This is a genomic window from Streptomyces sp. NPDC007983 (assembly GCF_042958345.1).
Classification (GTDB): Bacteria; Actinomycetota; Actinomycetes; order Streptomycetales; family Streptomycetaceae; genus Streptomyces.
In genome coordinates this window covers 56,961-77,911 of record NZ_JBIBJI010000026.1, presented here as the reverse complement: position 1 = coordinate 77,911, position 20,951 = coordinate 56,961, and the positions used below count along the sequence as shown (strand labels likewise).

The following is a 20,951-nucleotide window of genomic DNA, read 5'->3' as shown; positions in this document are numbered from 1 at the left end:
GAGTCAACGTCAGCAGGGGGCGCGCCACCCAATCCTGTGGTACCGCACCCCGGAGGTTCGGTCCGCACGCCGGGGTTTCGGTGGTCGGTTCGGTGGGTTCGGTGAGCCGGGAAACTTGCCCGGATCCAACGGTCCCCGGCCGGTGCGCGGGCATACGGGAAGCCCGGCCGAAGCCGGTTGGCCACTCGTTGAATTAGCGCCGTTAACGCAGGATTTCCGAATCCAGGCGGGGAAGGATCTCCATCAGCTGGCGACGGCCGGAGATCTCCAGCTTGCGGTAGGCGTGGGTGAGGTGCTTCTCGACCGCGCGGGAGGTGACGCCGAGCCGGCCGGCGATCTCCTGGTTGGTGAGGCCGCCGCCGGCCAGGGAGACCACGGTGCGTTCGGTACGGGTCAGCGCGGCCTCCGGCCGTGGGGCGGGTGTACCGCGCCCCTGCTCGGCGCGTTCGACCAGCCAGGGCGCGCCACAGGCCGCGGCGAGGGCTCCGGCCTCCCGCAGCAGGGCCGCCGCCTCGGCGCCGCCGTCCATCCGCCGGGCCAGCAGCATGAGCGAGCGCGCCAGTTCGAGTTCGTTGGCCGAGGCGCGCAGCACGTCGGCCGATTCGCGCAGTAGGTTCGTTCCCTGGGCGCCGTCGTGCAGCCGCCCCTTGAGCCGCAGGGCGCGGCCCAGCGCGACGGGCGCGCCCCAGGCTTCGGCCCGGGCGTACTCCTCCTCGGCGAGCGCCAGCGCCGCGCGGGAGTCCCCGATGCGGTGCTGGAGGGCGGCCGCCCAGGGCCGCCACCGGAAGAGGACGGGATTGCGCCACCCCGCCGCCTCCAGCTGCCGGCCGCAGGCCAGCAGGGTGTCCAGCGCGCTGGCCCAGCGGCCGTGCCGCTCGTCCTGGGACGCCTTGAGGAGCTGGAGCGAGGCGGTGAGCGCGAGGTTGGCGGACCGGCGCCGGCCGGCCTCGTCGAGCAGACCTTCGACCAGCTCGGGGTCGTCGAGCTCCAGGGCGACGCCGGTGAGGGCGACGGTGGCGAGGATCCCGGCCTCCGGCCAGTGCGCGCCGGCCAGCCGCATCGCGCGCTCGGCGGGCTCCCGGGCCCGGGCCGCCCGGCCCCGCGCCACCAGCATCAGCGCCTGCTCGGCGTGGACGAGCGCGTCGACGGGCGTGACGTCCTGCCCTGGGGAGTGCTGCTCGGGCGCGGGCCAGGAGTTGATGCCCCGTACCGAGTCGGCGGCGACCAGCGCGACCGCCACCAGCGGCAGCGGTGAGTGGGCCCGGTCCGCGGTGGCCGGTTCCCGCTCCAGGACGCGGGCAGCGAGCCGGGCGACCTCGGCCGCCGGCCGCCGGGTCGTGAGCATCGCGGCGTCGAGCAGTACGGCGGCCAGCTCGCGTTCGGCGGTCGATCCGAGCGGGGGCGCATCGCCCAGCGCCGACAGCCGCTCCACCGACGCGGCCAGCCCTGCCGGGTCCTCGTACTCGGCGTACCGCAGCCGCGCCTCCAGCCGCAGCGCCACGTCGCGCGCCGAGCCCTCCAGGGCGGACGCGGGGCCCAGGTCCTCGGCGACCTGGTGGAACAGGTCGACGATCGCGGGCGGCGGCACGCCGACGACGGTCGGGGAGATCCGCAGGGCGGCGGCGGCCCGGTGCCGGGGCGTGGTCAGCAGGGGTATCGCCTGGGAGATGTGGCGTTCGCACGCGGCCGGGTCGAATCCGCGCTCCGCGGTGGCCAGGTCGATCAGCAGCCGCCCGCGGCTCTCGCCGGACAGCGCGGCGTCCAGCAGCGCGCGCCGCAGATAGCGGGTGGCGATGTCCGGCGCGCCCCGGCGCAGCGCGGTGTCGGCCGCGGCCCGCAGCACCTCGATCGCCCAGGGGTGCTGTGAGGCGGTGACGGCCATCAGCTGGGCGGCGACCGATTCGGCGGAGGAGCCGTTGCGGTAGAGGAGGGCCGCGGCGGTGTCGTGCAGCCGCTCGCGCTCGGCGACGGTCATCGAGGACTCGACGGCGTCCTGCGTCACGCGGTGCCGGAAGCGCGGCTCCCGCTCCGATGCCAGCAGGCCGAGCTGGCCGAGGGTGCGCAGCGCGGCCCCGAAGCCGATCGGGTCCAGGCCAGCCAGCCGGGCCATGAGTTCGGGTTCGCCCTGGTCGCCGAGGGCGGCGATCGCCGCGGCCAGGTCCCGTACCGGCTGCGGCTGGGTGCGCATGCAGCGGGCCAGCCGCTCGCGCAGCTGGGCGGGGCGCTGGCGGCGGGCCGCCTCGGTGTGTTCGGCGGTGGGGCGGTGGCCGTCGACCGCGAGGGCCACCAGGACCGACCTCAGGAAGAGGGGGTTGCCCGCGGAGATCTCGTGGCAGGCACGGGCGAACTCCTCGTCGCCCGGCTCGCCGAACTGGCCGAGAACCATCTCCCCCACGGCCCCGGGGGACAGCGGCGCGGGGCGCAGCACCCGCTGTGCGGAGTCGGTGATCTCTCGCAGCGTCACCTGCCGGCCCCCCGGATCGCCGTCGCGCAGGGCGCAGACGAGTACGGCGCGCAGCCCGTGCAGCCGTTTGACGAGGTAGGCGAGCCAGCGCAGCGAGGGGGCGTCGGCCCACTGGAGGTCGTCCACCAGGATCAGCAGCGGTTTGTCGGCGCCGACGTCGGCCAGCAGGGAGCGCAGTCCGTTCAGCACCGTCTCGGACAGGGTGACGGAGCCGTACTCGTCCAGTGGCAGCGCGTCGTCGGCGAGGACCATGCGGGCGCTTTCGCCGTGTTCCCGCAGCCGGCGTTCGCAACTCTCGGACGGGGCGCCGGTCAGCAGGCTGTCGAAGAGCTGACGGACCACGCCCAAGGCGAAGTCCTGCTCCATCGGGGCGGCGTTGGCGCGCAGGACGCGGACGTCCTCCCCCGCCAGCAGGGACAGCCGCTGCAGCAGCGCGGTCCGGCCGATGCCGAGCGGTCCGGTGAGCAGCAGCAGCGACGAGGTGCCCGCGGCGGCGGCGCTCAGGGCCTCCCGCACCTGTGCCACCTCGGCGTCCCGCTCAAGCAACATCGGTGCCGTATCCCTCCGTCGCCCGGACCAGCGCGTGGAGTTCCGCGCGCCCCGCGATCCGCAGCTTCCGGTACGCGCCGCTGAGCCGCAGCTCGACCGTACGCCGGGTCACCGACAGCATCTCGGCGATCTCCCGGTTGCCGTGGCCGAGTCCCGCGAGGGTGGCGGTGCGCCGCTCGGGTTCGGTCAGGGTCGCCCAGGCGGGGTGCGGGCCGAGCCCGGGCGCGGCGGGCTGTCCCAGCCGTTCGGCGAGGGCGCGCACCCGCGCGGTGAGCCTGCTGGAAGGGCGGTGGGTGGTGGTGAACGTGAACAGCTCGGCCACCAGGGGAGCGGCGGCCTGCGGGGTCCCCGCGTCCAGTTCGGTGGTGGCCAGGTCGATCAGCGCATTGGCGTAGGCGAGCCGGGCCGTGGTGGGGCGCAGGGTCTGCACGGCCTCGCGGAGCCGGTGGTCCCGGGTCTCGTGGGCCACCCGCCCGGCACCGAGCTGGGCCAGCCCCAGGGTGCTGGGCGCGCCCCACCGCCGGGCCAGTGCGATCTCCTCCTGGCTCAGCCGCTGGGCCTCCTCGTGGTCCCCGAGCGCGTGGCACGCGGCGGCGGCCATGGAACGCCACGGGATCAGGGCGGGGTTGGCCCTGCCGCGGCGCAGCAGCCGTCTGCCGCAGCCGAGGAACAACTCCAGGGCCTCGGCGTGTCGGCCGTCCCGGAAGGCGACCGTCGCCCTGGCGAAGAGCAGATGGGCGAAGGACGCGCCGTCCGGGGCCTCGGCCGGGGCAGGCTCGGCGGCCAGCTCCCTGGCCTGGCCGGCGTGGCCGCCGTCCAGGGCGACGGTGATCCGCAGCGCGGTCAGATAGGGGGCGTGGTACGGATGCCAGTGGGCCGGGGGCAGCGCCCGCCCGGCGGCGGCGGCGTCCCGTTCGGCGGCGTCGAGCCGGCCCCGCCGCAGGTTCAGTTCGCCCCGGACGGCCAGCACCAGCGCGGCGGCGGCCCGGGCGTGGCGCCGCCGCAGGTCGAGGTGGAGGGCGTCGAGCCGGGCCTCGGCCTCGTCCAGGTCGTCGGTCAGGAGCAGGATCCGGCCGGCCGTGAGCCGGGGCAGGATCAGCGCGTCGGTGCCGGGTTCGTCGGTGAAGGCGCGCCGGGCCAGTGCCCTGGCGGTGGGCAGGTCCTCGCCCAGGAAGGCGAGTTGGCGGGCGCGGGCGGCTGCCTGCGCCGGGTCGGTGGGGCGGGCGGGCAGCGCGGGGATCTCGGGCAGCATCAGGTCGGCGTCGTCGTCGCGGCACGGTTCGGTGAGCCGGAACAGCCCGGACAGGGCCTCCCGTTCGCCGTCGCGGGCCGTGGGCAGCGCGCTCGCCACGGCGGACCGCAGGCTCTCCACGCCGCCGCGGGTGAGGCCGAGGTCGGCGGCGCGCACCCGGTCCCGGGCGGACGCGCCGGCGCCGCGGATGATCTCGGTCAGCCGCCGGTCGCTGGCCTCGGGCGCGCCGAGCACTTCGATGGCGGCCAGTTCCAGGCCGAGTTGGGCGCGCCCGTCGGGGTCCAGCGGCTCCTCCAGGGCGCGGGACAGGCAGGCGATGGCGTGGCCGGGGCGAGCGGCCCGCAGTGCGGCGGTGGCGGTGCGGCGCAGCACGGGGACGACCCAGGGTTCGCCCAGCGGGCGGGCGGCGAGCAGCAGCCGGGCGACGTCCTCGTCGGGTACGGCCGCCCGGTGGGCGAGTTCGGCGGCCCGGGCGTGGAGTTCGGCCCGTTCGTCGCCGGGCATGTCCTCCAGGATCCAATTGCGTACCTCCGGGCAGCACAGCCGCAGCCCGGCGCCGGAGGCGGTGGCGAGACCGCTGGCCTCCAGTGCCGCGCCCAGTCCGGGTTCGCTCGCCGCGTGGGGTCCGGCGAGTGCGTACAGCAGGGGCAGGTGGAGGAGTTCGCCGCAGACGGCCAGGGCGCGCACGGCGGCGACGGCGGTGTCGGACAGGCCGCTGAGGGCGCGGACGGCGTACTCACCGCGGATGGCCTCGATGAGCGCGCGCAGCTCGGGGATCCGCCCGGCGACCGGTTCGAGTCCGCGGGCGGTGAACTGGCCCAGCGCCTTGTGGAGCACCATGGGGTTGCCCGCGCCGATCTCGCACGCCGCCCCGGTGAACGCTTCCTCGCCGGGCCGTCCGCAGACCGCGGCGATCAGGGTGGCGACCTCCCGCACGGTGAACGCGGACAGCGCGAGCTGCCGGGTGGGGACCGGGCCGGGGAGGGGGGAGCCGCCGCACCATCCGTGGTGGCTGACGCCGCTGCCGCTCGACAGCAGCGCGACCGGTTTCCCCGGCAGCCGCCGTACCAGGGCGTCGAACCAGCGCCGTGAGGCCGGGTCCAGCCACTCCACCCCCTCGACGACGAGCAGCGTCGGCCGGTGGTGGGCGCTGCGCAGCAGTTCGGCCAGGCCGGGCAGTCCGCTGTCCCGGCCCGGTTCGGCCAGGGCCGCGAGCGTGCGGTCGCTGATCCCGTCCAGCGTGGTCAGAAGCTGCTGCACCACGCCGTACCGCAGTTCGCTCTCGCCCGGAGTGGCCCGGGCGGTCAGGGCGCGCAGCCCGCGCTCCTCCGCGAGCCGGGCCGTCCAGCGCAGCAGCGGGCCCCGGCCGGAGCCGGGACTGCCGGACACGGTGACGACGGCCGGGCGCCCCGCCGCCAGATCGGTGATGAACGACCTCAGCACCGCCTGCTCTCGTTCCCGCCCGGGGAACGGAAGCCCGTTGAGCTGCATGGAGCGACTATATGTCGAGCACTTATTCGGGGTGCGGAGAAGCACCGGGGCGTCGCGCTCAACGACGGCCACGTGCCGCGGACACCCACGCCGGAGCCTGCGGGTGCGGGACGCTCGGCGTGCGCAGCACCGAGGCCAGTTCGGCCCGCTGAGCCAGCCCCAACTTCCGGTAGACGCTGGTGAGGTGCGTCTCGACGGTGCGTACCGTGACGAAGAGCGACTGGGCGATGTCCCGGTTGCCCGCCCCGGCCGCGGCGAGGGTGGCGACCTTGCGCTCGGTGCCGGTGAGCAGGTCCACCGGGGAGGCGGTGATCTCGCGCATCCGGCCGCCCGCGGCGACCAGCCGCCGCCGGGCGTTCTTGGCGAGCGCCAGCGCGCCGCAGCTCTGGGCGAGGTCGGCGGAGGCCCGCAGATGTTCGCGGGCGCCGCGGGAGTCCCCGGCGTCCAGCAGGGCGGCGCCGAGCATGAATTCGGCCCGGGCGTGCTCGGCGCGGGCGGGTGAGGCGGACAGCCGCGCGACGGCTTCGGTGAGCAGGCCGATGCCGGTCTCCCCGCGGGTGGTCACGCCGCGGGCGAGCGCGGCGAGTCCGAGGGCGCGCGGGGTGCCCCACCGGCGGGCGAGTTCGGTTCCGTGGTCGACGATGTCCCGGGCCTCGTCGGCGCGTTTCTCGGCGGCGTACACCGAGGCCGCCTCGGCCCACCAGGGGATGAAGCACGGATTGGCGAATCCGGTCTCCTCCAGGGAGGAGCCGCAGTCGAGCAGCAGCCGCAGCGCGGTCCGGCCGTCGCCGAGCGCCCAGCGGGCCCGGGCGCGGGCCATCAGGTACCAGTGGTACTCCATGACGAACCCGTCCAGATTCGGCCGGGTGACCTGGCCCAGCAGCTCCTCGGCGCGTTCGGGCTCGCCGCGGTCGATCAGAACGGTGGCCAGGGCGATCTGGGGCATCGTCATATGGCTGCCCCACCGCTCGTGGCCGACGATCTCCACGGCGGTCTGGGCGTCGGCCAGCGCGTCCGGGATCGCGCCGAGGCCGTGGAGCATCAGGGCCCGGGTGGAGAGGCTGAGGACGTAACTCCACACCGCGGCGTTCTCCTGGCCGTACCGCAGCGAGCGGTCCAGCGCCTCCATCGCGTCCCCGACCTCGTCGGCGAGGCCCAGGGTGAACGCGGAGAAGAGCAGCGACCAGTTGCCGAGCGCGACCCCCGAGGGGTGGAGGGCGCGGCGGGCCTGCCGCACCGTACGCTCCGCGGAGGTGCCCTCCATCGCGCTGAGGACGGTCATCATGGCCAGCAGCTGCCGCTGCGCCGGGGTGTCCCCGGCCGGTTCGGCCAGCCGCGCGAACCGCTCCCGGACCGTGGTGATGGTCGCCTTCTCGTCGCATCCGCTGATCAGCAGCGCGGACCGGACGAGGGTGAGCAGTTCACGGTCGCGGGGTTCGGGCTCGGGCCCCAGCTCGGCCTCCAGCGCGTCCAGCACGCCGCCGAGCGTCCGTACGGCGGCCGGTGACTGCTGCACCGTCAGGCAGGTCATGCCGAGCTGGACGGCGATCGGTGCCTTGGCCCGTACGTCGGTGGTGAGGTCGAGGGCGTCCTTCAGGAGCCCGATCGCCTCCGCCGGGTGGGTCTCGGCGAGCGCCCCGGCCAGCTGGACGTGGGCGGACACGCTGTCGGGCTCGGCCTCCAGGACCCGGCGCAGATAGCGGGCGGCGGCCTCGGGCGCGCCGCGGGTCCCGGCCTGGGCGGCCGCCTCGCGCAGCACCCCGCGCATCCACGGCTCGGGGGCGCCGGGCACCAGCAGCACCTGGTTGGCGACCTCTTCGGCGGGGCGGCCGATGTCGCTGAGCAGTTGAGCGGCCCGTGCGCGCAGGCCGGCCAGCGCGTCGGCCCCGGCGGCGTCGAGCACGGCCGAGCGCACCACGTCATGGGCCAGGTCGGGGCGGTCCGGCGCCACCACCTCGGCGCCGCGCAGCAGCGTCACGGCCTCCTCGACACGGGCGGCGGGCACCCCGGCGAGGGCGCCGATGTGCTCCGGGTCCTCCTCGCCGAGCACCGCGATCGCGGTGGCCACGTCCCGGACCCAGCCGGGCCGGCGCTCGAACAGGTCGTGCACCGACTGCGCGACCACGTACTGGCCGACCTCGGCGATCTCGCGGATCCCCGTGTCGTCCGGCCGCGCCCCCTTGGCCCGCAGCTCGTGCAGCAGCCGGGTGACGGTGAGGGGGTTGCCGCCGCAGACGGCGGCGGCGCGCTCGGCGAAGGACGGCGCGACGGGGACCGGGAAGGTCTGCCGGGCCATCTCGGCCACATCGGCGTCGGTCAGCGGGCCGAGGCGGACCGCCGAGGAGCGGGGCTGGGCGACGATGTCGTCCAGCACCGCGGGCGCGACGGGCTCCGCCTCGGTGCGCTGGGCGAGCACCACGAGCAGCGGCAGGTGGTCGGCGCGCCGCAGCAGGAAGTCGATCCAGCGCAGCGAGCGTTCGTCACACCAGTGCGCGTCGTCGAGGACGAGGACGAGCGGGCCCTGGGTCATGAGGTTCACCGCGAGCCAGTAGAGCCCGTGGAGCACCGGGTAGGCGGTCGCCGCCGAGGCCGGTTCCTCCTCGCCCGGGCTGGGGGCGAGCGCGGGCAGGGCGCGGCGGGCGCTGCCCTGGAGCAGCGGGGAGTCGTGCGCGTCGTCGGCGGTCAGCCCGAGCGGGCCGAAGAGGGCCCGTACGCCGCCGTAGCCGGAGCCGGCCACGACCTGGCCGCAGGTGCCGTGCAGGACGGTCATCTTCCGGCAGGTGTCACTGTCGAGGAAGGCGCGCAGCAGGCTGGTCTTGCCGATTCCGGCGGGCCCGGAGAGCACCACCAGACTGGAACGCCCGGCACAGGCGGCCTCCGCGTGGCTGGCCAGCACGGTCAGCTCACCGGTGCGGCCGACCAGCATGCTGGGTAAACCGGAATCGTTGGCCCGGTCCAGCACAGTGGCCCCCTCGCACCCCCCGATGGTATGGAAATCCGCATAAATTAAGCTGCTCGAAGCGATCATCAGGCTACACGAACAGCATCCTGGCGATCAATGTCGATCGCAGAGGTGTGCGGAGGCGACAGACACGGAGGCCCGGGAAAGCGGAAGGTGTGGTGAGGGCGTTCACCGTTCCGTCCCCGGGCCGTTTCGTATCACCGTGTGGGTACGAGGCGTGGAGTCGTCTACGGCATCTCCCTTCGTCGGCCTTCATCCCGCCTGGTCGGGGCAGGCGCGGGGCGCCGGGATGACGCGCCCGTCGGGGAGCAGTTCCCCCGTGTCCGCGAAGATCACCACTCCATTGCAGAGCAGGCTCCACCCCTGCTCGGGGTGGGAGGCCACCAGACGCGCCGAATCATGATCAGGTGCGTCGGCGGGGGGACAAGGGGGCTGGTGGAGGCACATGGCGAACCTTCGATCTTTCCGCCGAGGGCTCGGCGGAACTCTTCACGAGGTCACCAGGATGGAACGGCGGCCCGCCCCGGGAGGAGGGGAGAACTCCCCGGATGGCTACCTGACCTGCCCTCCCGAGCGCGCGACAACCCTGGGCGACCACCTCTCACCATCGGTGACCCACGCGGACGGGCTGCGAGGGCCGCCCCTCGGGCATAGCCTGGACAGTAACCGTTCGGGACGAGCGGGGGACCCCGCCCGCCCGAGGCTGGTGCGAGGCATCGATGGGTGCGGTGGCGACGGGCACCCCGACCGGGCGGCAGACAGGCTGGCTGCCGGCCGAGGTGACGACTTTCGTGGGGCGTCGGCACGAGGCGGCCGAGGCCAAGCGGATGCTGTCCGCGTCCCGGCTGGTGACCCTCACCGGAGTGGGCGGAGTCGGCAAGACCCGGCTGGCGCTGCGGGTCGCCGAGGACGCCCGCCGGGCGTTCGCCGACGGGGTCTGGCTGGTCGAACTGGCCGCCCTGGAAACCCCGGATCTGCTCGCCCAGAGCGTGGCCGAGGCCCTGGAGGTCCGGGATCAGTCCGCCCGGCCGCCGCTGGACGTCCTCGTCGACCATCTGCGCGACAAGCAGGCGCTGATCGTCCTGGACAACTGCGAGCATCTGATCCAGGGCTGCGCGCTGCTCGCCGACCGGCTCCTGCGGGCGGCCCCCCGGCTGCGCATCCTGGCCACCAGCCGACAGGCGCTGGGCACCGCCGGTGAGCAGACCCTGGCCGTTCCGGCGCTGGCCCTGCCCCACGTGGCCGGGCCGCGGCTGTCCACCGCGGCGCTGGCCCAGTGCGACGGGGTGCGGCTGTTCGTCGAACGGGCCGGGGCGATCCTGCCGGGCTTCGCCGTCACCGAGAGCAACCGGGACGCCGTGGAGCGGGTGTGCCGGCGGCTGGACGGCATTCCGCTCGGGATCGAGCTGGCGGCCGTACGGCTGCGCGTCCTGTCCGTCCAGCAGCTGCTGGACCGCCTCGACGACCGCTTCCGGCTGCTGACCACCGGCTCCCGGTCGGTGCTCCCCCGCCACCAGACGCTGCGGGCGCTGATCGACTGGAGCCATGAGCTGTGCACCGAGCGGGAGCGGCTGCTGTGGGCCCGGGTCTCGGTCTTTGCCGGGAGCCTGGACCTGGAGGCGGCCGAGGCGGTCTGCTCGGGCGACGGCATCGACCGCGAGGACGTCCTGGACCTGGTGGCCGAGCTGGTGGACAAGTCGGTGCTGCTCCGGGAGGAGCACGACACCACGGTGCGCTACCGGATGCTGGACACGCTGCGCCAGTACGGCCGGGAACGGCTCGCCGCCTCCGGGGAGGAGCCCGACCGGCTGCGGCGGCACCGCGACTACTACCGGCAGCTGGCGGCCGACGCGCGCGCCGCGCTGTTCGGCCCGGCCCAGGTGCAGTGGTTCACCCGGCTCCAGCTGGAGCACGCCAATCTGCGCAGCGCCCTGGAGTCCAGCTTCGCCGAGCCGGAGGAGACCACCTGTGGTCTGGGGATCGCGGCCGACCTCCTCTACCACTGGATCACCAGTTACTACCTCGGCGAGGGGCGGCGCTGGCTGGACGAGGGGCTTGCCGCCTGCCCGGAGCCGACCGAGGTACGGGCCCGCGCGCTGTGGACCAACAGCTGGCTGGCCATCATCCAGTCCGACACCAAGGCGGCCGCGGCCATGCTGGCGGAGAGCCGGGCCATCGGCGAACGGCTCGGTCTGGCCCCGGTCCTGGCGTACGCGGCGCTCTACTCCGGCATGGTCGCCATGTACCGGGGCGACGCCCCGACCGCGATCGCCCTCTACGAGGAGGCGGTGGCCCGCCACCGGGCCACCGGCGATCCGGTCGGGCTCGCGCTGGCCCTCATCCGGCTCTCTCTGGCCCATTCCTTCATCGGCGACTCGCCGCGCGCCATCGCGCTGGGCGAGGAGTCGCTGGAGGTGTGCGACGCCTACGGCGAGGGCTGGCACCGGGCGTACACGATGATGGCGCTCGGCGTCGAGGTGTGGCGCCAGGGCGACACCGCCCGCGCGGCCGCCCTGGAGAAGGACAGCCTGGTCTTCAACCGCTCGCTCGACGATCCCCTCGGCGTGGGGGTCAACCTGGAGGTGCTGGCCTGGATCGCCGCCACCGACCGGGACTACCGGCGGTCGGCGCGGCTGCTGGGCGTCGTACGGACCGTCTGGCAGTCGGTCGGCGCCTCGCTGTCCGGCTACGGCCACCTGGTCCACTACCACGACGAGTGCGAGGCGGACGTGGCCCGGGCGCTGGGCCGGTCGGCGTACAACGCGGCCGTCAAACAGGGTGCCCGGCTCCGTTACGACCAGGCGCTGGCCTACGCCCTGGAGGACGAACTGCCCACCGGGGAGGCGTCCGTGCCCGAGCGGCCGTCGCCGCTGACGCCCCGGGAAACCGAGATCGCCCAGCTGGTCGCGCGGGGGCTCAGCAACAAGGAGATCGCCGCGACACTGGTCATAGCACAGCGCACCGCCGAGGGCCATATTGAGCACATTCTGAGCAAACTTGGTTTCAACTCGCGTGCTCAGGTAGCTGTGTGGGTAGCGCACCAGGACCGGGCCGCCCTCACCGACGGCGAGCGTCCGCCGGACGATCCCGTCTGACGCTCCGACCGCCGCCGCCCCTCCGCAAGAGCGGGCGACAGGATGAGCGAGGGGCGGAATTTTATTCGATCAGGCCACACCTGTCCCTCGCTTTCGCTCACACCCACGAAAATCCTCAGGTCCCCCACGTTTTTGGGATCATGCGTCAGGCTCGAGGGACGAGCCGCAACGGTCGTGATTGCACGACCCACGCGACCGAGGAGGTCCCGCCGTGACTGTTGCCGCAGTCGGCAATTCCGGTGATGCCATGGAACTCTTCCGTGGCACCGCCCACAGCCCGTCTTTCTTCGCGCTCAACCGCGCCGGGATCACGGGTGGCGGACAGGAGCTTGTGGACTTCTGCATCCCCTGCAATCCGTACTTCCCCACCCCCGCCATGTTCGCCGTGATGGCGGTCAGGCTGCGGGAGATCCTCACGTACTACCCGAGTTCCGCGGACACCATCACCGCCGAACTCGCCGATGTGCTGGGCCTTCAGCCGCAGACCATGGCGATGGGCAACGGCTCGACCGAGCTGATCACCTGGATCGACCATCTGCTGGTGAAGGAAAGCCTCGCGGTGCCGATTCCGACCTTCGGCCGGTGGACCGACCAGCCGATGGAGACCGGCAAGCGGGTCGACATGTTCCAGCTCCCGGAGATGAGCGGATTCGCGCTCGACCCGCAGGCCTTCGTCCAATTCGTCCGGTCCCGGGGCTCGCGGGTCGCCGTCATCTGCAATCCCAACAACCCCGACGGCGGGCTGCTCTCCCGCCAGGCCGTCATCGGCCTCATGGATGCCCTGTCCGATCTCGATCTGGTGGTGATCGACGAGTCCTTCCTGGAGTTCGCCGACGCCGAGGCGTATCCGAGCGTCGTGGACGAGGCGATCCTGCGGCCCAACGTCATCGTCCTGCGCAGCCTCGGCAAGAGCTTCGGCCTGCATGGCGTCCGCTTCGGCTATCTCGTCGCCAATCCGGCGCTGGCCGTGCAGATCCGCTCCCGGCTGCCGAAGTGGAATCTGAACTCCTTCGCCGAGGTCATCGTCTTCATGCTCAAGCGGTACCGGCAGGAGTACGTGCAGAGCCTGCGCATGCTCAGCCGCGACCGCCAGGAGATGACCACCCAGCTGGCCGGGCTGCCCGGGATGACGGTCTTCCCCTCCCAGGGCAATTTCGTCTTCGTCAAGCTGCCGGGCGGCACGGACGGCGCCTGGGTACGGGACCAGCTCCTCACCCAGCACGGTGTCCTGGTGCGCGAATGCGGCAACAAGCTGGGCAGCAGCAGCCAGTTCATGCGGCTGGTGGTGCGCTCCCAGCCGGATGTGCAGCGGCTGCTGACCGGGCTGAGCACGGTGCTCTACGGGACCTCCTACTACGCCCCCCAGGTCAGCTACGAGCAACAGCGCGGCTGGGACCTTCAGGCGCCGCTCTACTCCGCCCCGGCCCAGCAGCTGGACTACCAGTACCAGCAGATGCCGCAGCTGGCCGCGGCCCCGGCCGCGCCCGCCGCCCCCGAACCCCAGCCGCCGATGCAGCAGACCCCGCAGCAGATGCAGCAGATCCTGCAAATGCAGCAGATGCAGCAGATACCGCAGCAGCAGCTGTACTCGGCGAACGCTCTGCCCGCGCCGCAGGGCGTGTCGTCGGACGGGTACGGGCAGTCCGACCCGTACGGGCAGTCGGTGTCGTCCGGGCAGTCGCAGCCGCCCGCCGAGCTGGCACCCGCGTACGTCGCCACTCCCCCGGTCCAGACGCCCCTGTACCAGGCACCGGCGCAAGCGCAGATCCCCCAGCAGCAGATGCAGCCGATGCAGCAGGCCCCGCAGATGGGGCAGATGCAGATGCAGCAGGCGGCGATGCAGCAGCCCCAGATGGGGCAGATGCAGCAGGCCCCGGCGCCGCAGCCCCAGGCGGCGCCGAGCCAGCCGTCGTACCTGCAGATGGCCCAGACCCCCCAGGCCCAGGCCCCGCAGATGCAGACCCCGCAGGCGCAGGTCCCGCAGATGCAGAGCGGCCAGATGCAGGTCCCCCAGATGCAGGGCGGCCAGATGCAGAGCCCGCAGATGCAGATGGCGCAGGCCGAGACCGGTCAGATCCCGGTCGTCCAGCCGCAGGCTCCGGCGCAGGGCACGACGGCCGGGTACGGCCAGGGGCTCTCCCCCACGGAGCAGACGGCACTCGACCAGATCCCGCTCTACCGGCCCGAGCCGAACCCCGTGCCGGAGCCGGCCCCGGCGGAGCAGACCCAGGTCATCGACTACGACCCCGCCGAGCTGAGGGCCACCGCCCCGGCCCGGCCCGCCCGGCCCGCCGTGGCCGACAAAGACCCGGACGGCTCCGGTCCGGCTCTGATGCGCTATCCGCGCCCGGCCGCGTACCTGCAGACGGACGACGGCGCGTGATGATCCGGCACGCCGTCCCTCGCGCGGCCGGGCCGGGGAGACCCCGGCCCGGCCGCGCGGACGGCGATGGCCCTGAAAGCCAATTGACGCCGACGTCCGGCTGAGACGGCACGATCCCGCGTCGTAGTCCCGTTCTCCCTCCCGGGGCTGTCATGAAGCAACTGTCCCGACGGCCGGGCATACTTGGCACAGAGCACTCTGAATTGTGCAGAGTTGCCTGTGCAGTGTGTCCGGGCCGTACTGGACGTGGCAGACTGCTGGCATCAGCCACGGGGGCAGGGGAGGTAGCAAGGTGAGCGAACCGCGGTCGGCTCCGACCGTGGGCCAGGTCGTCCTCGGGAAGCGCCTGCAGGAGCTGCGTGAGAAGGCGGGGTTCAAGCGCGAACAGGCCGCGCAGGTGCTACGGGTCGCCCCGGCCACCGTCCGCCGCATGGAGACCGCCGAGGTCGCCCTCAAAGTGCCCTATGTGCGGATGCTGCTGGACGCCTACGGGGTCGTCGGCGCGGAGCTGGAGGCGTTCATCGCCCTCACCGAGGAGGCCAACCGACCCGGCTGGTGGCAGCGGTTCCACGACATCCTGCCGGACTGGTTCAGCGTCCACGTCAGCCTGGAGGGCGCGGCCGAGATGATCCGGGCGTACGAGCCGCACTTCGTCCCCGGCCTGCTCCAGACCGAGGACTACGCCCGCGCCGTCATGCAGACCGGCGCCATCGGCAGGGCCGGGCCCGAGGAGGCCGAGCGGCATGTCGCGCTGCGCATGGAGCGCCAGTCCCTGCTGAACCGCCCGGAGGCGCCACGGCTGTGGGTGGTGATGGACGAGACCGTGCTGCGCAGACCCGTCGGCGAGCCCGCGGTCATGCGCCGACAGGTGGACCGGCTGCTGGAGAGCACCGAGATGCGGCATGTGACGCTGCAGATCTCGGAGTTCACCTCCGGCCACCATCCGGGCACCTACGGACCCTTCGTCCTCTTCCGCTTCGCTGTTCCCGAACTGCCGGACATGGTCTACGTCGAGTACCTCACCGGCGCCGTCTACCTCGATGAACGCATCGAGGTGGCCTCGCATCTGGAGGCCATGGACCGCATGGCGGCCCAGGCGGCAACCGCACGACGCACAAAGGAAATCCTCCACGATTTCCGCAAGGAGCTCTGATCTGCATGGATCGCATCTACAACGGCATGCGCGCCACCGACCTCGGCACCGAAGGCTGGCGCAAGCCGTGGAGCGGTGGCAACGGCGGCAACTGCGTCGAGGTCATGAAGCTGGACGACGGCCGGGTCGCGATCCGTCAGTCCAAGGATCCGGACGGTCCGGCGCTCATCTACACCCGCAACGAGATCACCGCGTTCATCGAGGGCGCCAAGGAGGGCAAGGCCGACTTCCTGGTGTCCTGAACCCGGTTCTCATGAACCGACCGCCCGCTGCCGTGAGTGACCATCACGGCGGCGGGCGGCGGCGTTCGCGCGGCCTGCTTTTACGAGGCGTCGGACGCCAGGGAGTGCAGCAGTCCGACGGCGAGTGCGGTGCGGGCCGGGACGGCGTCGAGCAGGGTGTGTTCATGGCGGGCATGGGCGCCGGAGCCGAGGGCACCGAGGCCGTCGAGGACCGGGCGGCCGAGCGCGGAGACGAAATTGCCGTCGCTCGCGCCGCCGACCGCGGTCTCCTCCAGCTCCCAGCCCAGTTCGGCCGCGATCGCGTGGGCCTGCTTGAACAGCTGCCGGGACGGCTCGTTCGGAACCATCGGCGGCCGGTTCCATCCGCCGCTGACGGTCAGCCGCACCCGCGGGTCGGAGGGGGCGAGGGCGCCGAAAGCGGCGTCGAGGCGTGCCATCTCGGCCGGTTCGGTGATCCGGATGTCGATGCCGCAGCGCGCCTGGGCGGCGACCACGTTACGGCCGGTGCCGCCGCTGATCAGCCCCACGTTCACGGTGGTGCCCCGCTCCGGGGCGCCGAGGGCGGTGATGTGCGGGATGACCTCGGCCAGGGCGTGGATCGCGCTGGCTCCCGCCAGCGGGTCGAGCCCGGCGTGCGACTCGACGCCGTGCGCGGTCACGTCGAACAGCCCGACGCCCTTGCGCGAGGTCTTGAGCGCCCCGTTCTGCGCCGCCTCGAACACCAGGGTGGCGAGGACGCCCTCGCTCAGCCGCTCGATGTGCGGCCGGGAGGCCGGGCTGCCGATCTCCTCGTCCCCGTTGAGCAGCAGCCGGACGGCCGGATGCGGCAGGTTCAGCTCGCGCAGCAGCCGCAGCGCCCATACGGCCTGCACCAGCCCTGTCTTCATGTCGAAGACGCCCGGTCCGCTCGCCTTGCCGTCGGCCACCTCGAAGGGCCACTCGGCGAGGGTTCCGGCGGGCCACACCGTGTCGTAGTGGCACAGCAGCAACGCGGTGCCGGGCGCGGTGCCGTGGTAGGTGACGGCCAGCACGTCGCCGTGCGGGCCGCAGTCGTGGCGCTCCGTTTCGTCCGGCTCGCCGAGCCGCGCCACCAGCCAGCCGTGGATCGCGGCGAGCCCGGCGTTCAGCAGCTGCTTGTCGTCGCTCGGCGTCTCCAGTTCCACCAGCGACCGCAGGTCTTCGGTCATCTCGGGCAGTGCCCGCTCCGTCGCGGCGGCGATGTCGGAGAGCGTCATCAAGGGGTCCTTCCGGAAGGGGTTTCGGTGGCTCAGCGAACGGGCGCGCCGGGGCCGAGCGGGATGCCCAGCGCCCACCAGGCGTAGAACAGCAGGGTCCAGGTCACCAGCATGGCCACGGACAGCGGCAGGGTCAGCGAGGCGAGGGTGCCGATGCCCGCGGAACGCCGGTAGCGCTGGAGGAAGCCGAGCGCCATCACGAAGTAGGCGCTCATCGGGGTGATGGCGTTGGTGCAGGAGTCGGCGATGCGGTAGATCGCCTGGGTGGCCTCCGGCGGGACGTCCAGGAACATCAGCATCGGGACGAACACCGGGGAGACCAGCGCCCACATGGCGGATCCGCTGGTCATCGCCAGGTTGATGACCGTGCACACCAGCACGATGCCCAGGAACGCGACCGGCCCCGTCACCCCGAGGTCCTTGAGGAGGTCCGCGCCCCGGATGGCGAGCACCTGGCCCACGCCCGTCCACTTGAAGTAGGCGAGGAACTGGGAGATGGCGAAGAACAGCACCAGGATCGGGGCCATCTCCCGCATGCCCTGCGCCATGAAGTCGGGGATGTCGCGGCTGCCGCGTACGGTGCCCGCGGCCCGCCCGTACACCGTGCCGAGGAGCGCGAAGAGCACCCCGAGCACCACGGCGATACCGGAGAGCACGGGCGACTCGACGATGCTGCCGCCCTCACCGCGCAGCGGCGACCCGGTGGGGATCATGGCCACCACGATCGCCGCGAGGAAGAGCAGGAAGACCAGTCCGCTGCGGCGCAGTCCGCGCCGCTCCTCGGGGCGCAGGTCGAGCGCGACCGCGTCGGCACCGGCGTCGCCCCCGGCGGCGGTCCCCCCGGTGTCCGTCTTCTCCGTGTCGGGCGGCAGCGCCGCCACCTGGCGGGCCAGCACCTTTTCGGTGACGAGGGTGATGACGGAGGCCAGCACCACGGAGGAGGCGATCGAGAAGAAGTAGTTGGACAGCGGGGTGACGGTGTATCCGGGGTCGACCGTGTGCGCGGCCGCCGTGGTCAGCCCGGAGAGCACGGCGTCCATCGGCGTGATCAGCGGGCTCGCGTCATATCCGGCGGACACCCCCACGAAGGCGACCACGATGCCGAGGATCGGGCTGCGTCCGACCGCGCGGAAGGCCAGGCCGCCGAGGGGGACGAGCACCACATAGGCGGCGTCGGAGGCGATGTGGGCGACCATCGCGGTGAAGGCCAGCGCGAACGTCATCCAGCGCGCCGGAACCCGGGAGACCCCGGCCCGCAGCATCGCCGTGAGCATCCCCGACTTGTCGGCGACGGCGACCCCGAGCATCACCACCAGGATGGTGCCCAGCGGCGGGAAGGTGGCGTAGTTGGTGATCGCGTCGGTGATCATCGACCGGACGCCGTCGACCGAGATCAGGCTGCGTACGACCACGGACTTGCCGTCGGCCGGATTGTCCGCGGACACGTCCGCGGCGGCCAGTCCCCAGCTCACCACCGCGAGCAGCGCGCTGAGGATGGCGAACAGCCAGAAGGGATGGGGCAGTTTGTTGCCCGCCCGTTCGATGGCGCCGAGCACCCGGAGCAGACCGGACAGCGCCGCGGATCCCTCCGTGGGCGCCCCGGGCGGCGTTCCGGGTGGTGTGGTGTCGGGCGTGGTCGTGGTGTCGTTCGAGCTCACCGGCCGCACTTCCTTCGTCGGATGACGCAAGCGTGGTGGCCCATTAGAGATGGCTCTGATGGAATGAGGCAAGTAAAAGACTTGTAACGCAAGAATGATTCACCGATAGAGCATCAATCGCACGATAGATTCGACCCATGCCCGAGACCTCTCCCCTGGACGACGCAGACCTCGACCTGGTGGCCGCCCTCCAGATGGCCCCGCGGGCCCCGCTCAGCGCGCTCGCCGATGTGCTCGGCAGCTCGGCCAGCACGGTCGGCCGCCGACTGGCCCGGCTCGCGGACGAGCGGCTGCTGCGGGTGATCGGGCAGGTGGAATGGCCGATGCTGGCCGAGGGCAATCCCATGCACATCTGGGTGGCGACCGTCCCGGGGCAGGCACGGCAGGTGGCCCGCCGGCTCGCCGAACTGCCCGAGATCCCGTTCGTGGCGACGACCACGGGACGCGCCGACGTCTACTGTTCCCTGCACGCCACGCGCCGCACCGGGGCGCGGGAGCTGCTGATGAACCGGATCCCGACCGTCCCCGGCGTCCGGTCGGCCCACACCGAACTGGTGCTGCGGGCCTCGGCCAAGTCCGACTCCTGGCGGCTGCGCAGGCTCGGCGACGACCAGCTGCGGGCGCTGCGCGAGGTGGCGGATCCGCTGGACGAACCCGCCACCGCAGCCGACTTCAGCACCGAGGAGCTGGGCGCGGTCGAACTGCTGCGCCACGACGGGCGGGCCAGCGCCGCCGAAGTGGCCCGCGCACTCGGCATCAACCGCTCCACCGCCTACCGGCTCACCCAGTCGCTCCTGCGGCGCGGGCTCGTACGGCCCCGAGTGGAAATCGAGCCCGCCCTGCTGGGGTACGCGCTGGAGGTGGTGGTCGAACTGCAAGCGGCCCCCGGAGCCATCCAGCAGGTGGCCGACGCCCTTGCCCGGCATCCCTCCGCACGGTACGTCTCGATCGTCGCGGGCACCTCATCGGTGATCCACCACGGAGTGTTCCGCGACGAGGAGGGGCTGGCCGCCTTACTCACCCACGACCTGGCCGCCCTCCCCGGCATCACCGCCTGCGAGGTGTCCGTGATGCTCGATGTGCTGCGCCGCTACTGGATCGGCCGCGAGGACGGACGGCTCGTCGTCGCGGACTGACGCTCGAGGATCAGCGGCGCATGGGCCCGAGGGGGCCGACCGGCGTCCGAGGGCACGCCCCGCAGCGGCGTGCGCCCCCGGACGGACGTCCAGCGGCGCGGTGTAGCGGCGGGTACGCCAGAAGGCCGACGGCGCACGGGCGGCGACGACCGCATGCGCCGTAGGCACGCCGCACATCCTGGGTTACGGACCGCCGCGCGACCGATTCCCCCGATGCGGCGGTCGATGCCGTACGGAAATGACGGCATCGGCGTCGCGGGTGGGGCTGGCGATCCGGGGCCAGGAGGTGACTATTCGGAACCGCTCCTGCGAGCGATCTACCGTGATGAAGTCGATGTAAGGCAATGGTATGCCCGTCGGCGCGCTTCCCGCTATACGGAGGCCGCTGATTCTCCGCCACTTCCCGGCCGCCGCGGGACAGCTCGCTTTTCGGAGAACCGGAGCGGTACGCGGGCGGTCCGGGAGGCGATGAGCGGCGGGAGATTCGGCGAACGGCACGTCAAGTCCGCTTGTGAACCGTTCGGTTGTCCGGCCCCGGAACCGGCTGGGGCAAAGCCGGGCGAGTGCCCGGGCAGTTACGGCCGGGGGTTCTTCGGCCGCCGCGTACCGTATACCGCGCCGATGGGCAGCGGCGGTGCCCGGCCGGACGGGCCGCGGGACTCGGCCGATGTCCGGGCCGGCTCCCAGGACGACGCCGAGGCCGATGTCTACGGGCCCCTCCCCCGCGGCCGTCCCCGCGTCCCGACAGCGGGGGCCTGGTCCCGGGCCCGCCGCGACCGCCCGTTCTCCGCCCGTATTGCCGCCCCCCTCTTCATCGGCCCTGCCTCTATATCCCTTCTCCCGCCCTTCGCTGCTTTCGCCGGGCCCGGTGATGGGCCCGGGCCGGTGCGTGCCGTTCCTCGCCCGGTCCCCCGTACTGCCAAGAGACCGATCTTGGCCCGGCGGCAGGCGCATTACCGCACCACAAGATCCGCCCGACGCGCCTGCGGCCGCACTCCCCCGCATTGGACCCCCAGGACCGGTCCGGGCCGAACCGCCGCTCCCCGGCACGGAATTCGGCCGCCCTCGCGAAGATGATCGGCCGTTGGTCCAACGGGAAACCAATCCGCTGGAAAAGCGAGTCCCATCGGGGCCGCCCGAAGAATCATTTTCCGCCGCCGCGGTCCACGCGCGGCAGACGGCGGAAAGTGATCTCGGGCCGCGTGCCCCGGCCGTCCCGTCAGCCCCGGGCCTGTCCGTGCGCCCCCCGGCCCTCCACGCGCCTTCCCTCGCACAGCTGATGGAGCGTCACCCGATCAGGGGGCGGGCCCCGGGAGCGCGCGGCGGCCCGT

11 protein-coding genes are annotated in these 20,951 nt (G+C 72.9%); 5 read left to right on the top strand and 6 right to left on the bottom strand.

Annotation, left to right across the window (positions count from 1 at the left end):
* Window positions 1–202: 202 nt before the first annotated feature.
* The 4 genes from ACFZCY_RS40880 to ACFZCY_RS40865 all read right to left on the bottom strand — a co-directional run bounded on the left by ACFZCY_RS40880 (window position 203) and on the right by ACFZCY_RS40865 (window position 9,165).
* Window positions 203–3,013 carry an AAA family ATPase gene (locus ACFZCY_RS40880; RefSeq protein WP_391185644.1) on the bottom strand — a complete coding sequence of 937 codons (2,811 nt, stop codon included), beginning with the start codon at window positions 3,011–3,013 and terminating at the stop codon, window positions 203–205.
* Window positions 3,003–5,756: an AAA family ATPase gene (locus tag ACFZCY_RS40875; RefSeq protein WP_391185641.1), complete on the bottom strand. Its 2,754-nt coding sequence runs from the start codon at window positions 5,754–5,756 to the stop codon at window positions 3,003–3,005. The genes ACFZCY_RS40880 and ACFZCY_RS40875 overlap by 11 nt, the downstream gene beginning before the upstream one ends.
* 58 nt (window positions 5,757–5,814) lie before the next feature.
* Window positions 5,815–8,682 carry an AAA family ATPase gene (locus ACFZCY_RS40870; protein ID WP_391185638.1) on the bottom strand — a complete coding sequence of 956 codons (2,868 nt, stop codon included), beginning with the start codon at window positions 8,680–8,682 and terminating at the stop codon, window positions 5,815–5,817.
* Window positions 8,683–8,970: 288 nt separating this feature from the next.
* Window positions 8,971–9,165, bottom strand: a complete 195-nt coding sequence (locus ACFZCY_RS40865) for a DUF5999 family protein (RefSeq protein WP_009720665.1) — start codon at window positions 9,163–9,165, stop codon at window positions 8,971–8,973.
* Window positions 9,166–9,437: 272 nt separating this feature from the next.
* Between ACFZCY_RS40865 and ACFZCY_RS40860 the strand changes: the two genes are divergently transcribed.
* From ACFZCY_RS40860 to ACFZCY_RS40845, 4 genes are all read left to right on the top strand, one after another.
* Window positions 9,438–11,813: a LuxR C-terminal-related transcriptional regulator gene (locus ACFZCY_RS40860; protein WP_391185634.1), complete on the top strand. Its 2,376-nt coding sequence runs from the start codon at window positions 9,438–9,440 to the stop codon at window positions 11,811–11,813.
* Between the two features lie 211 nt (window positions 11,814–12,024).
* The gene (locus ACFZCY_RS40855) at window positions 12,025–14,196 is read left to right on the top strand and encodes an aminotransferase class I/II-fold pyridoxal phosphate-dependent enzyme (protein ID WP_391185631.1); all 2,172 of its coding nucleotides are present in this window, start codon (window positions 12,025–12,027) and stop codon (window positions 14,194–14,196) included.
* Between the two features lie 292 nt (window positions 14,197–14,488).
* Window positions 14,489–15,349, top strand: a complete 861-nt coding sequence (locus tag ACFZCY_RS40850; protein ID WP_391185628.1) for a Scr1 family TA system antitoxin-like transcriptional regulator — start codon at window positions 14,489–14,491, stop codon at window positions 15,347–15,349.
* Window positions 15,350–15,354: 5 nt separating this feature from the next.
* Window positions 15,355–15,591, top strand: a complete 237-nt coding sequence (locus ACFZCY_RS40845; RefSeq protein WP_055553697.1) for a DUF397 domain-containing protein — start codon at window positions 15,355–15,357, stop codon at window positions 15,589–15,591.
* An 80-nt stretch (window positions 15,592–15,671) separates the two neighbouring features.
* On the opposite strand, the gene ACFZCY_RS40840 is transcribed toward ACFZCY_RS40845, so the two are convergent.
* Together ACFZCY_RS40840 and ACFZCY_RS40835 are read right to left on the bottom strand one after the other, a co-directional pair.
* Entirely contained in the window at window positions 15,672–16,826 is a 1,155-nt protein-coding gene (locus ACFZCY_RS40840) for a M20/M25/M40 family metallo-hydrolase (RefSeq protein ID WP_391185626.1), read from the bottom strand.
* A 32-nt stretch (window positions 16,827–16,858) separates the two neighbouring features.
* A complete protein-coding gene (locus ACFZCY_RS40835) occupies window positions 16,859–18,484 on the bottom strand; it encodes an AbgT family transporter (protein ID WP_391185623.1) in 1,626 nt (541 codons plus the stop codon).
* Between the two features lie 137 nt (window positions 18,485–18,621).
* Here ACFZCY_RS40835 and ACFZCY_RS40830 point away from each other — a divergent pair, with 137 nt between their 5' ends.
* Window positions 18,622–19,620, top strand: a complete 999-nt coding sequence (locus ACFZCY_RS40830) for an Lrp/AsnC ligand binding domain-containing protein (protein ID WP_391185621.1) — start codon at window positions 18,622–18,624, stop codon at window positions 19,618–19,620.
* Window positions 19,621–20,951: the final 1,331 nt, after the last annotated feature.

Excerpts from the sequence above, each read along its gene's own strand:
- ACFZCY_RS40875 (WP_391185641.1), bottom strand. The coding sequence starts at position 5,756 with ATGCAGCTCAACGGGCTTCCGTTCCCCGGGCGGGAACGAGAGCAGGCG.
- ACFZCY_RS40845 (WP_055553697.1), top strand. The coding sequence starts at position 15,355 with ATGGATCGCATCTACAACGGCATGCGCGCCACCGACCTCGGCACCGAA.
- ACFZCY_RS40870 (WP_391185638.1), bottom strand. The coding sequence starts at position 8,682 with ATGCTGGTCGGCCGCACCGGTGAGCTGACCGTGCTGGCCAGCCACGCG.
- ACFZCY_RS40840 (WP_391185626.1), bottom strand. The coding sequence starts at position 16,826 with ATGACGCTCTCCGACATCGCCGCCGCGACGGAGCGGGCACTGCCCGAG.
- ACFZCY_RS40880 (WP_391185644.1), bottom strand. The coding sequence starts at position 3,013 with ATGTTGCTTGAGCGGGACGCCGAGGTGGCACAGGTGCGGGAGGCCCTG.
- ACFZCY_RS40860 (WP_391185634.1), top strand. The coding sequence starts at position 9,438 with ATGGGTGCGGTGGCGACGGGCACCCCGACCGGGCGGCAGACAGGCTGG.
- ACFZCY_RS40830 (WP_391185621.1), top strand. The coding sequence starts at position 18,622 with ATGCCCGAGACCTCTCCCCTGGACGACGCAGACCTCGACCTGGTGGCC.
- ACFZCY_RS40865 (WP_009720665.1), bottom strand. The coding sequence starts at position 9,165 with ATGTGCCTCCACCAGCCCCCTTGTCCCCCCGCCGACGCACCTGATCAT.